Annotated in this window: 9 protein-coding genes; 7 read left to right on the forward strand and 2 right to left on the reverse strand. The window is 64.9% G+C overall.

The genetic code is table 11. The annotated features are described in order from the left end of the window. Nucleotides 1-52: 52 nt before the first annotated feature. Nucleotides 53-949 (reverse strand): SDR family oxidoreductase, encoded by an 897-nt coding sequence (locus ACH488_RS17265; protein WP_397325801.1) that lies wholly within the window; start codon nucleotides 947-949, stop codon nucleotides 53-55. A gap of 263 nt (nucleotides 950-1212) precedes the next feature. Here ACH488_RS17265 and ACH488_RS17270 point away from each other — a divergent pair, with 263 nt between their 5' ends. The 5 genes from ACH488_RS17270 (at nucleotide 1213) to ACH488_RS17290 (ending at nucleotide 7047) form a co-directional block, all read left to right on the forward strand. Beyond that, complete coding sequence (locus ACH488_RS17270; protein ID WP_397325802.1) at nucleotides 1213-2796, forward strand: acyl-CoA carboxylase subunit beta; 1584 nt, start codon at nucleotides 1213-1215, stop codon at nucleotides 2794-2796. A 44-nt stretch (nucleotides 2797-2840) separates the two neighbouring features. After that, nucleotides 2841-3032: an acyl-CoA carboxylase epsilon subunit gene (locus ACH488_RS17275; RefSeq protein WP_387434159.1), complete on the forward strand. Its 192-nt coding sequence runs from the start codon at nucleotides 2841-2843 to the stop codon at nucleotides 3030-3032. Between the two features lie 50 nt (nucleotides 3033-3082). Then, on the forward strand, nucleotides 3083-4765 hold the full coding sequence (locus ACH488_RS17280) for a DUF885 domain-containing protein (protein ID WP_397325803.1): 1683 nt from the start codon (nucleotides 3083-3085) through the stop codon (nucleotides 4763-4765). A gap of 194 nt (nucleotides 4766-4959) precedes the next feature. Beyond that, a complete protein-coding gene (locus ACH488_RS17285) occupies nucleotides 4960-6393 on the forward strand; it encodes a dicarboxylate/amino acid:cation symporter (protein ID WP_397325804.1) in 1434 nt (477 codons plus the stop codon). A gap of 93 nt (nucleotides 6394-6486) precedes the next feature. After that, nucleotides 6487-7047 (forward strand): YbjQ family protein, encoded by a 561-nt coding sequence (locus ACH488_RS17290; RefSeq protein WP_397325805.1) that lies wholly within the window; start codon nucleotides 6487-6489, stop codon nucleotides 7045-7047. 103 nt (nucleotides 7048-7150) lie between these two features. On the opposite strand, the gene ACH488_RS17295 is transcribed toward ACH488_RS17290, so the two are convergent. Beyond that, a complete protein-coding gene (locus tag ACH488_RS17295; RefSeq protein ID WP_397325809.1) occupies nucleotides 7151-8497 on the reverse strand; it encodes a DUF222 domain-containing protein in 1347 nt (448 codons plus the stop codon). A 434-nt stretch (nucleotides 8498-8931) separates the two neighbouring features. Between ACH488_RS17295 and ACH488_RS17300 the strand changes: the two genes are divergently transcribed. After that, complete coding sequence (locus ACH488_RS17300; protein ID WP_397325806.1) at nucleotides 8932-9624, forward strand: TetR family transcriptional regulator; 693 nt, start codon at nucleotides 8932-8934, stop codon at nucleotides 9622-9624. Between the two features lies 1 nt (nucleotide 9625). Further along, complete coding sequence (locus tag ACH488_RS17305) at nucleotides 9626-12151, forward strand: MMPL family transporter (RefSeq protein WP_397325807.1); 2526 nt, start codon at nucleotides 9626-9628, stop codon at nucleotides 12149-12151. Nucleotides 12152-12365: the final 214 nt, after the last annotated feature.

Below are 12365 nucleotides of genomic sequence, written 5' to 3' on the forward strand. Positions count from 1 at the left end.
AATCCTATCCAGTTACCGGCCCCCGGACCGCTCTCCTGAGGTGTGAATCCGCTTAGAGGAAGATGTCCGGAACCAGCCGGTCTTCCGGTGCCCCGAGGCTGTACGGGGCGAAGTCGCGCACTCCAGCCGCACGCAGGACTTCTTCGTCCGTATAGAAGTTGCCGCTCCCGTAGCTGCCAGCCCCGTAGCTGCCAGCCCCCGCCAGGATGGCGTGGGCGGCGTCCGCCAGGATTTCCGGGCCGCGGGCAGCCTGCACCATCTGCTGCCCACCGGGCATGTTCCGGATGGCGGCCGTATCGATCAAGGTGCATGGCCAGAGTGAGTTGACCTGCACGCCGTCGTCCTTCAACTCCTCGGCGAGCCCCAGGGTGGTGAGGCTCATGCCGTACTTGGCCATGGTGTACGCCAGGTGCATGCCCGCCCACTTGGGGTCCAGGTTCAGCGGCGGAGACAGCGTCAGGATGTGGCCATGCTCCGATTCGCGCAGCGCGGGCAGCGCCATTTTGGACAACAGGAAGGTCCCACGGACGTTGATGTCCTGCATGAGGTCGTACCGCTTCATGTCCACGGCATCGGTCCGGGACAGGTCGATCGCTGAGGCGTTGTTGATCACGACGTCGATCCCGCCAAAACGCTCGACGGCGGCCCTCACCGCCGCAGCGACGTCGTCGTCCTTGCGGACGTCCCCCACCAGGGGCAGGGCCTGGCCGCCTGCGGCGACCAGCTGTTCGGCCGCAGTGAAGACGGTTCCTTCAAGCTTGGGGTGTGGTTCGCCGGTCTTGGCCAGGAGGACGATGTTGGCACCATCACGGGCAGCGCGAGTGGCGATGGCCAAGCCGATGCCGCGGCTCCCGCCGGACATGATGATGGTGCGGCCCTTGAGCGATCCCGTGGGGTTGTACTGCCCGGAGGCTGCGGACGTGGACGAAGCGTCGTTGCTTGGAGTCATGGAGACACTCTAACCGAAATATGTTACTCACGGGTAACATAGGTGGGCGTTAGCAGGCCACGCAGCGGCTGCTCCCGGTTGCGCCACGGCGAGCCCCATTGGGCATGGGCGCTGAAAATTGTAGGGTTTCTACAGCGGTTCGCGGCAAAGGCGTCACTAGACTGGCCAACAGGGCCTGTTCTTTGTACGGAAGCTACTTAACCAGTTGCTTCCCGGACAAGGACCGCGCCAAGGAATATCAGCTACAGAGCCGGAGACACTTGATGAGCCACGATCTGACAACGACAGCGGGAAAGATCGCCGACTTCCGCGACCGCCAGGCACGTGCCGAGCAGCCTTCCGGCCCGGAAGCGATCGAAAAGCAGCACGCACGCGGCAAGAACACCGCACGCGAGCGCATCGACCTCCTGGTTGATCCCGGCTCCTTCGTTGAGTTCGACGCCCTCGCCGTCCACCGCTCCACGGCCTTCGGCATGGAGAAGAAGAAGCCCCTCGGCGATGGCGTCGTTTCGGGCTATGGCACAGTAGACGGACGCCTCATCGCCATCTACAGCCAGGACTTCAGCGTCTACGGCGGCTCCCTCAGCCAGGTCAACGGCGAAAAGATCGTCAAGGTCCAGGAGTTCGCCCTCCGCAACGGTTGCCCGGTAGTGGGCATCAACGACGGCGGCGGCGCCCGCATCCAGGAAGGAGTTGCTTCCCTGGCCATGTTCGCGGACATCTTCCGCAACAACGTCCACGCTTCCGGCGTCGTCCCGCAGATCTCCCTCATCATGGGTCCGTGCGCAGGTGGCGCCGCCTACTCCCCCGCCCTCACCGATTACGTGGTGATGGTAGACAAGACCTCCCACATGTTCATCACCGGCCCGGACGTCATCAAGACCGTCACCGGCGAAGACGTGGACATGGAAACACTGGGCGGCGCCCGGCAGCACAACGCCACCACGGGCACGTCCACCTACCTGGCCTCCGACGAAGCCGACGCCATCGAGTTCGTCCGTGAACTCCTGGACTTCCTGCCCTCGAACAACCTTTCCGAGGCTCCGGTGGTGGAACACGACCAGGAACTGGACATCGACGAGGACGATCTCAGCCTGGACGGCCTGATCCCGGATTCCGCCAACCAGCCGTACGACATGCGCAAGGTGATCGAGCAGATCGTCGATGACGCACACTTCCTGGAAATGCAGGCCCTCTACGCACCCAACGTGATCATCGGCTACGGCCGCGTTGAAGGGCACACGGTAGGCATCGTGGCCAACCAGCCCATGCAGTTCGCCGGCACGCTGGACATCTCGGCTTCCGAGAAGGCCGCCCGCTTTGTCCGGCACTGCGACGCTTTCAACATCCCCATCATCACGCTGGTGGACGTCCCCGGCTTCCTGCCCGGCAAGGACCAGGAATTCCAGGGCATCATCCGCCGGGGCGCCAAGCTCCTCTACGCCTACGCCGAAGCCACTGTTCCCAAGCTCACGGTCATCACCCGCAAGGCCTACGGCGGCGCGTACATCGTGATGGGTTCCAAGAAGCTCGGCGCAGACCTCAACCTCGCCTGGCCCACCGCCCAGATCGGCGTCATGGGAGCCCAGGGCGCCGTGAACATCCTCTACCGCCGCGATCTCGCCGCGGTCGCCGAGGCCGGCGGCGACGTGGAAGCCCGGCGTGCGGAGATCATCCAGGGTTACGAGGAAGAACTGCTCAACCCTTACCAGGCCGCTGAGCTTGGCTACGTTGACGCCGTGATCGCCCCGTCCGATACCCGCGTACAGATCATCCGCGGCCTGCGCGCCCTGCGGGACAAGCGCGCGAGCCTGCCCACCAAGAAGCACGGGAACATCCCCCTGTGAGCGCGGCCAAGAACCCGGTCCCGGCCAGCGAGCCGGTGCTGCCCATGTTCTCCGTGGTCAAGGGAGATCCCACGCCCGAAGAACTTGCGGCCCTTGCCGCCGTCGTCGCTTCCGTTGGAGTACCCCAGACTCCGGAACCGGCCGCCAAGCCGAACGTCCGCCACTGGGTGCGCCGGCAGCAGTTGCGCCTGGATCCCACCCCGGGTCCCGGCGCGTGGCGGCGCAGCCGCGGCTGAAGCTTTCAATAACCCTTTCACATGGCGGAGGTGGCGGTTAGGCTCTTCGGGTGACTACTGCAAACACGCCCGTACGAGCCAAGTCCGCCATCGATGCCGTAGCTGACGCGTACACAGAAAAGCTGATCGAACTCAACCCCAGCTTCGCCACCACCCTGGGGCTTCCGGGCCACGAGACCGAGTACCAGGACTACTCTCCGGCCGGCGCGGAAGCCCACGCGGACGCCGCACGGTTGGCCTTGGATGCCCTGGCCGGCCTTGAACCGGGCGATGACGTGGACGCTGTCACGCTCGACGCCATGCGCGAACGCCTCGGCCTGGAACTGGAAATCCACGAGTCTGGCTGGGATGCAGCCGACCTCAACAACATCGCCTCTCCCGCCCAGGACATCCGCGCCATATTCGATCTCATGCCCACGGACACGGTGGAGCAGTGGGGACACATCGCGGGCCGGGCAGCCAACGTTCGTGGTGCAGTTGATGGGTACATTGCGTCCTTGCGCGCCGGCGCGGCCTCGGGGAAGGTGTCCGCAGCACGCCAGGTCCGCATCGTCATTGAGCAGACCGGCCGTTACGCCGCTCCGGATGGCTTCTTCGCCAAACTCGCCGCCGATGCCTCGGCTGGTGGTTCGCCGCTTCCGGCAGACGTCCAGGCAGAGCTCGACGCCGGTACTGCCGCCGCGCGCGAAGCGTACAGTGCGTTGGGAACCTACCTGCGGGACGAACTCCTCCCCCTCGCCCCCGAAAAGGAAGCCGTGGGCCGGGAACGGTACGCCCTGGCCTCAAGGTCCTTCCTTGGTGCGACGGTGGATCTTGAGGAAACCTACGCCTGGGGTGTCCAGGAGCTTGAGCGCCTGATCGCCGAGCAGGAAAAGGTGGCCAACCAGATCAAGCCCGGCGCTTCGATCGAGGAAGCCAAGAGCATCCTCAACAACGATCCCGCCCGGCAAATCAAGGGCACCGACGCACTGAAAGCCTGGATGCAGGAACTGTCCGACCGTGCCGTGTCCGAGCTCGCCGACGTCCACTTCGAGATTCCGGAGGTCATGAGGACGCTCGAATGCATGATCGCGCCCACGGACGAGGGCGGCATCTACTACACCGGGCCCTCCGACGACTTCTCCCGACCGGGCCGCATGTGGTGGTCCGTTCCTGCCGGCGAGGACACCTTCACTACTTGGTCCGAGACCACCACGGTGTTCCACGAGGGCGTTCCCGGTCACCACCTCCAGGTGGCCACGGCAACCTACCGACGGGAACTGCTGAACAACTGGCGCCGCAACGTCTGCTGGGTGTCCGGGCACGGTGAAGGCTGGGCGCTCTACGCTGAACAGCTCATGCTGGAACTCGGCTACCTCAAGGATCCCGGCGACCACATGGGAATGCTCGACGGGCAGCGCATGCGCGCGGCCCGGGTGGTGTTCGACATTGGCGTGCACTTGGAACTCCCCGTCCCGGAGCGTTGGGGCACGGGCACATGGACCCCGGAAAAGGGCTTCGACTTCCTCAAAGCCAACCTGGACATCAGCGAAGGCCAACTGCAGTTCGAATTCACGCGATACCTCGGCTGGCCAGGGCAAGCGCCGTCCTACAAGGTGGGCCAGCGCTTGTGGGAACAGATCCGGGCCGAGCTCGAAACCCGCGACGGCTTCGACCTCAAATCGTTCCACAGCAAAGCACTCAACATTGGCTCGGTAGGGCTGGACGTGCTGCGAAGGGCGTTGCTGGCTTGACTTGAACTGCAATTCGGCGGGCGGGCATCCGGCAGCGAGCGTCTAAGCGACGAAGGAGCGAGCTCGCAGAGGATGGCCGCCCGCCGAACCTGCCGGAGACCAACGTCACAAACGAACACGGAATAACTTTTGCGCACGTAACATTTCTAAACGTCCGTTCGCTATGTTATTTGCGAAGCACCTACCGTGTTCCGGTGAGCACCTCAAACACCATCACTCCCGCATCCGGCAAGACCGGTTTCCGGCTCCCCAAGTGGGCCAGTTCCTTCGGCGTCCAGATCATCGCCGCCCTCATCGTCGGCTTGGTTCTTGGCCTTGTTGCCAAGTACACCGGCAGCACCAAGACCGCCCCCAACGGTCTCGGCGCTACCCTCGCGACGATCGGCTCCAGCTACGTCTCGTTGCTGCAGACCGCCGTCGTTCCTTTGATCTTCACCGCCGTGGTGAGCTCCATCGCGAACCTTCGCCAGGTCTCCAATGCCGCACGCCTCGCCTGGAACACGCTGCTCTGGTTCGCCATCACGTCCCTCGTCTCGGTCCTGATCGGCATCGGCCTGGGTGTGCTCCTGCAGCCCGGCGCCGCCACGGGGATCACACAGAAGGCGGAGTACGCGGGTAAGACCGGCGACTGGTGGGCCTTCCTGATCGGGCTGTTCCCCAAGAACTTCCTTGGCCTGGGCGCAAACTCCACGGTCACCGAAGCAGCCAACACCGCCACCACGGTGAGCACCTCCGTGAACTTCAACGTCCTCCAGATCCTGGTGGTGGCGATCGCCGTCGGCGTTGCAGCCCTCAAGGTGGGCAAGCAGGCCGAAGCATTCCTCACGTTCAACGCCTCCGCCCTGGTCGTGATCCAGAAGGTCCTGTGGTGGATCATCCGCGTGGCTCCGCTCGGCACCATCGGCTTGATCGGCAATGCCGTGGCCATCTACGGCTGGGACACCATCGGCTCCCTCGGCAAGTTCACCGTGGCCATCTACATCGGCCTGGCCCTGGTGCTGTTCGTGCTGTACCCGATCCTGGTCCGCACGCACGGCCTCTCCATCAAGCAGTACTTCTCCGGTGTGTGGCCGGCCGTGCAGCTCGCATTCGTTTCCCGCTCGTCCATCGGCACGCTGCCGCTCACGCAGCGCGTCACTGAGCGCAACCTCGGCGTTCCCTCCGGTTACGCGTCCTTCGCCGTGCCGCTCGGCGCCACTACCAAGATGGACGGCTGCGCAGCGATCTACCCTGCCGTCGCAGCGATCTTCGTGGCTCAGTTCTTCGGCATCAACCTGGACTTCAGCCAGTACCTGCTGATCGTGCTGGTATCGGTCCTCGGTTCGGCAGCAACGGCAGGCACCACCGGCGCCGTCGTCATGCTGACGCTGACGCTCTCCACGCTGGGACTGCCGCTGGCCGGCGTCGGGCTCCTGCTCGCGATCGACCCCATCCTGGACATGGGCCGCACCGCCGTCAACGTGGCCGGCCAGGCCCTGGTCCCCGCGATCGTGGCCAAGCGCCAGGGCATCCTTGACGAGTCACTCTACAACGCACCCCGCAACGGTGCTGCTTTCTCCGACGAGTACGCAGCCGAGAGTGCTGCCGCTGCGGCTGAAGAGCGCGAACTGGCGGACGCCAAGGGCTAGGAACCTCATTCCGGTAGCCCTGCGCAATCCCTTGGGGACATCTCCCCGGGGGATTGCGCAATTTAAGGCCGGACACTGAGTAGGCTCAGGTTCATGCTGATCGTTACTTCCAATGAGATTCCCGGCCACCGCATTGACGCCGTCTTCGGCGAAGTCATGGGCCTTACCGTCCGTTCACGCGACATCGGATCGCAAATGCTCGCCGGTTTCCGTTCCCTGGGCGGAGGCGAGCTCCCCGAAATGACCCGGGCCCTGTACGAAAGCCGCCAGGAAGTCATGGCGCGCATGGTCAACGAGGCACAGCAGCGCGGCGCCAACGCGATTGTGGCCATGCGCTTCGACACCTCGGAAATGGGCACCAACTGGACCGAAGTCTGCGCCTACGGAACGGCCGTCTATGTCCTTCCCCTGGGTGAAGGTGAGCCCGGCGCTACCGGCCAGTCGATCTACCTGACCAAGCAGTCGCAGCAGGGCGCGGGCCAGTCCGCACCCTCCCAGCCAGCACCCCCGACGCAGCCGGGTCAGTCGCAGCCGGGTCAGCAGTTCCCCGGTCAGTCGCAGCCGGGCGCGCAGCAGCCGGGTCAGCAGTTCGGTCAGTCGCAGCCGGGCGCGCAGCAGCCGGGTCAGCAGTTCCCCGGGCAGTCGCAGTACTAGCCCCACCTCGGCAAACCAGGTCCCGTCCTTGCTCGTGGCACCTCTCGTGCCCGGTGCTTTGGCGAGCAAGGACGGGACTTACGTAAGCCTGATTGCTCCCGCGCTACGGCCCACCCGGCAGACGGGCAGCCGGGTTCAGTGCAGGACCATGCCCCGGCAGCGGCGGAGCCTTCGATCTGTACGTGTGGCCCGTTGGCGTGGTCACTTCCAGGGTGTGCAGACCCGGGTGGTGCACGCCCTGCCCGCTGATTAATGGCGTTGCTGCCCAACCGGGGTTTTCCTTGACGTGGTTGCACTGTTCGCACAGCCCGGCGCCGTTGCGCAGGCTGGTCGGCCCTCGGTTTTGCCATGAAACGATGTGGTCGATGTGCCGAATGGGCGCGTCGCAGTAAGGCGTTCGGCACAGAGCGTCCCTCGCCTCGATGAACCTCCGCATGCCGCCGGCAAACAGCCTCGCCCTGGAGTCCATGGCCACGAGTTCCCCACTGGCCGGGGCGGTGAAGAGGCGGCGTAGATACACCTCAAATGCCGCATCCGGACGTGGCTTGTTCTGCCCGGACAATTCGCGCGTCCCCGAAGAGGGCCATGGTGGACCGTACTCCCCGGGCAACGCCTGTCCAGCCAGCCTCACCGGCGCACCGGCCTCCGCCAGCGGTGGACCGCACTCCCCGGGCAGGGCCTGGTCAGCTTTGCCCACGAGTTCCCTTGCCCAACCACCCGGGACTACTCCGTAACCTTCAAGCCTTGCGGGCTCACTGTCTCCCTGGAACAGCGTGCGATCCGTCATGACCAACTGCACTTCCACCTTGGAAATGCCGCCCGGCGTACCCGTGAGTCTTTCTACGAGGGTGTCCGCCATGACTTGACCCCGGGAACGTTCATCGCCCGCCGAACGAGCCGAATCTGCAGCCTCCTTTAAGGCTTTGTAAGCCGCGATCCCTTGGGCGACAGGAAGCAGCGCAGTCAATATTGCCATGGTGTCCGGCGCCGGCCGAAGGCTCACATGCCGCTCCGAAGCCGCACGAGCCGCACGCTGCGTCACTGAACGGGGATCCCGCCGATAGGCCGCAGCCTTGGCCGCGGCGATGATCGAACGATCCCCGACGCCTTCAAAAGTTCCAGCGTCCGCTGCGAGTTCTTCGTCCACAGCGCAGCGATCCTCGGCTGACAAGCATGCAGTTTCCTTGACCAAGAGCGTTGCGCGCCATTCGTTGAGCTGGCCGGCATCCAACGCGGCCATCGTGTGGGGCATCTCGGTCACCAGCGCTTTAGCGAGCCCCAGCAGCCGTGCGCCACGGTTCGGCGATTCACGCCGCGCCAACGCAATCTGGGCAGCAACCCCCTTGCCGCGTTCCGATGCCGGAACGCCCCGCTCAGCCTGGACATGGCGTTGTGCGTGATCGAACGCCACGGCGATCTTGGCTTGGAGACCGGAAATTGCGGACTTCATGTCCTCCAGGATGCGCAATTGGTCAATCAACTGGGTGGCAACGGAGGCAGGATCAGCGCCAACCCGGTCGGACGCCGACAGCCCTGTACCGCTCCGGTCGGAAACTGACGGACCTGCAGCGCTCCGGACAGAAGCTGACGGGACCGCGGTCCGAGTCACAGCGTCCCGGAGGACCTCCCGATTGAGGGCCTCCGCCTGAGTACCCACACCGAGCGAAGGCACGTCCCCCACCTCCGCGAGCAGCACCTCTTTTCCGTCCATGCATCAACTCTTCCAGAGGGGTCTGACATTATTAGCGCCCTCCCTTGCAGCGTCATTAGCGCCCTGTGTTGCGGCGTCTCCGGGACCCGTCGCGAGCGCCCAAGCCAAAGGCCAATCTGCGCAAACCCTGAATCAAATTGCGCAGAGTGCAAAGTTGCACTTAGTGTAAGTCTGTGACCCCAACCAACCCTTCGGCCACCACCGAGCCAAGTGCTCCCTCGCGCCGCGAACTCAACAAGGCTGCTACCCGTGCGTCCATCGCGGCAGCCGCCCTCGACCTGCTGCGGAGCAACGGTCCTGGGAACTTCACCGTCGAGGACATCGCCGCGAGCGCCGGCGTTTCCCGCCGGACCTTTTTCAACTACTTCCCAAGCCTTGAGGCAGCCCTGTCCTCGGTTGCTGACGGCTTCATGGACCGGGCCCTGGAGCAATTCCGCCTTCGGCCCAGCGACGAAACCATCCTCGAATCGGCCCAGGCAGCCCTCATGGCGCTGGCGGATCCGATGTCCGTCGCCCCGATGGCGGAACTGTTCAGCCTGACCCAGGACAACCGCTCGCTGGCCCGTTCCGAACTCGAAGCCTGGGAGCACTGCACCGGCCAGATCATCGACGCGGCCCGCTCCAGGCTCGGTCCGGACGTCAGCGAGCTGTACCTTTACGCCTTGGCCGGAGCCGTGATTTCCTGCGGCAAAGCCGCCATGACCGTCTGGTTCGCCGAATGCGGACCGGACCTGTCCCCCGAATCCCTCGCGGTCCTCCGCCAGCACCTCATCGATGCGATGGGGCTCCTCGGAGCCGGCTTCGCGCCGTCGTCGTTAGCGTCACTTCAAACAGCACCCGTTCCCACCTCCACAGATCGGTCCTGACATGGCATCGCTCCTTTACCGTCTAGGCAAGTTTTCGTATCGCCGCCGCTGGCTGGTCATTTCCCTGTGGCTGGCCGTCCTGGTGGCCGTGGGCGGCTCAGCCGCTGCTTTCCACGGCACCATGTCCAACAACTTCACCATACCGGGTACCGAAACCCAGCGGATGGCCGACAAACTGAAGGAAGCGCTTCCGGCGTCGTCCGGTGGTTCAGCCAGCGTGGTTTTCGACGCCGGGGACTCGGGTTTCGACCAAGCCAAGAAGGACGCCGTCGCGGCTGCCCTCGACAAGCTCAAGGCGCTGCCCGACGTCCAAGGGACGGTCAACCCCTTCACCACGCAGGAGCAGCTGGACTCCGCCGCCAGCCAGATCGCTGACGGCGAAGCGAAGGCAGCGGCCGGGCAGGCCCAACTGGACGCCTCCCGGGCCCAGATCACAGCCGGGGAAGCACAACTTGCGGCTGCCGAGCAACAACTCGCCGCCTCGGGCCTTTCACCCGCGCAGATCGACGCCCAGCTCGCGCCGCGGCGCGCCGAACTTGCCGCTGGCAAGGAAAAGCTCGACGCCGGGACCAAGGAAGCTGCCGACGGCGCCGTAACGCTTGCGCTGGGCAAGCGGGAGGCCGCCGCGTCCGAGGGTCTCCGGTTCGTCTCCAGTGACAACAAGGCAGCGATCGCGCAGGTCCAGTTCAAGACCTCCATCAATGCAGTGGATCCCGCCGTCCGCAAGGAAGTCCAGGACATCGTCCATGGTGTCTCATCCGCAGGCGTCACGGCCTACGCGAGCAAGGAGATCACCGAGGACGTCTCGCAGATCTTCGGCATCGCGGAAATCGTCGGCGTCGCCGTGGCAGCCGCAGTCCTGATCATCATGCTCGGCACGCTCATCGCCGCAGGCCTCCCCCTGATCATGGCGTTGATCGGAGTCGCGGTAGGCGTCGGGGGCACATTTGCGCTGACCGGTGTGATCGACATGAGTTCCATCTCCCCGATGCTTGCCCTGATGCTGGGCCTGGCGGTGGGCATCGACTACTCCCTGTTCATCGTCAACCGGCACCGCAGCCAGCTCCTGGCCGGCATGAATGGCGAGGAATCCGCGGCCCTCGCTACGGGCACCTCTGGCAACGCCGTGCTGTTCGCCGGGCTCACGGTCATCATTGCGCTGGCGGCACTGGTGGTTCCCGGGTTGCCGTTCCTGGCGGTCATGGGTGTTGCCGCCGCAGCGACAGTTGCTGTCGCCGTCGTCGTTGCTTTGACCCTGACACCTGCCATCCTTTCCCTCATTGGCCGTCGACTGATTTCCAAGCGTGCCTGGGCCAAGGCCGCCCAACACAATGCGGCGCCGGGCCACGAGGCCGCCGACCGCGCCCTCGAGGAAAAGCGCAGCACCCGCGGCTGGGGTGGGCTCGTGACCCGCCACCCGTGGGTGTCGCTGGTTGCCAGCATCGTGCTGCTTGGCGCGCTTGCGCTGCCTGCCTCCCAGCTGCGTCTGGCACTGCCCGACGGCGGTTCGGAACCGGTTGATTCGCAGGCGTTCAAGGCCTACGACCTCACGCGCAGCAGCTTCGGCGAAGGCATGACCGGTCCCATCATCGTGGTGGCAGAATTCCCCGAAGGGCTCAGTGAAAACGACGCGAAGAGCAAGCAGTACGACGTCGCCGACAAGCTGCGCAGCGTCGAAAACGTCACCGCCGCAGTGCCTGTTGCCTTGAGCGACGACCGCCGCACGGCTCTGTTCCAGGTCATCCCGAAGGAAGGCCCGGCCAGCGCCAGCACGGTGAATGTGGTGTCCGAGCTTCGCGACAAGGGCACGGAAATCCGTGACCAAACCGGTGTGACCATCGGCTTGACCGGTCAAACCGCGGGCAACATCGATGTCTCGGCCAAACTCGGCGCTGCCCTTCCGCCTTACCTGGCGATCGTCGTCGGGCTGTCCCTGATCCTGCTGCTCCTGGTGTTCCGCTCGATCGTTGTGCCGCTGCTGGCGACGGGCGGGTTCCTACTCTCGCTCGCCGCAGCCTTCGGCGCCGTGGTGGCGGTATACCAGTGGGGTTGGCTGGGTGCCGTGTTCGACGTCGCCAACCCAGGCGCTGTCCTGAGCTTCCTGCCCATCATCCTGATCGGCGTGCTGTTCGGCCTGGCCATGGACTACCAGGTGTTCATCACCTCGGGTATGCGTGAGTCCTTCATGCACGGCGAATCCGCCAAGCACGCAGTCCGCACCGGCTTCAGCCATGCCGCTGCCGTGGTGACGGCCGCCGCGATCATCATGGTCAGCGTGTTCTCCGGCTTCATCTTCAGCCACCTGACCATGGTTCGGCCGCTCGGCTTCGCGATGGCGTTCGGCGTACTGATCGACGCGTTCATTGTCCGCATGACGATCGTGCCGGCCATCATGTACCTGCTCGGCGAGAAGGCCTGGTGGCTGCCGAAGTGGCTCCAGCGGATCCTGCCGGACGTGGACGTAGAAGGCGCCAAGCTGACCCGCAGCGACCGCACAAAGTCCGGCGCCGAGGAACTCGTCCACTAACCCTCCGGCACCAAACCCGATCCTCTCTCACCAAACACCCCCTTCCGACGAACGCTCTCTCACCGGCCGCCCCAGGTAGCCGGCGAGGGGGCGTTCGTCGACTCCCTTTGCCGTCCCCGCCGACGCTCGTTACCTTTTTCGTAGCCTGTTTCCTGGTGCAGGATATGGGTGTGCTGGCCTGCCGGCTCCGGCATGATTTTGACGCTCTGTCGCT

It is taken from the genome of Paenarthrobacter sp. NPDC018779 (assembly GCF_044391085.1).
GTDB lineage: Bacteria > Actinomycetota > Actinomycetes > Actinomycetales > Micrococcaceae > Arthrobacter.

Excerpts from the sequence above, each read along its gene's own strand:
- ACH488_RS17265 (WP_397325801.1), bottom strand. The coding sequence starts at position 949 with ATGACTCCAAGCAACGACGCTTCGTCCACGTCCGCAGCCTCCGGGCAG.
- ACH488_RS17270 (WP_397325802.1), top strand. The coding sequence starts at position 1,213 with ATGAGCCACGATCTGACAACGACAGCGGGAAAGATCGCCGACTTCCGC.
- ACH488_RS17275 (WP_387434159.1), top strand. The coding sequence starts at position 2,841 with ATGTTCTCCGTGGTCAAGGGAGATCCCACGCCCGAAGAACTTGCGGCC.
- ACH488_RS17290 (WP_397325805.1), top strand. The coding sequence starts at position 6,487 with ATGCTGATCGTTACTTCCAATGAGATTCCCGGCCACCGCATTGACGCC.
- ACH488_RS17295 (WP_397325809.1), bottom strand. The coding sequence starts at position 8,497 with ATGAAGTCCGCAATTTCCGGTCTCCAAGCCAAGATCGCCGTGGCGTTC.
- ACH488_RS17305 (WP_397325807.1), top strand. The coding sequence starts at position 9,626 with ATGGCATCGCTCCTTTACCGTCTAGGCAAGTTTTCGTATCGCCGCCGC.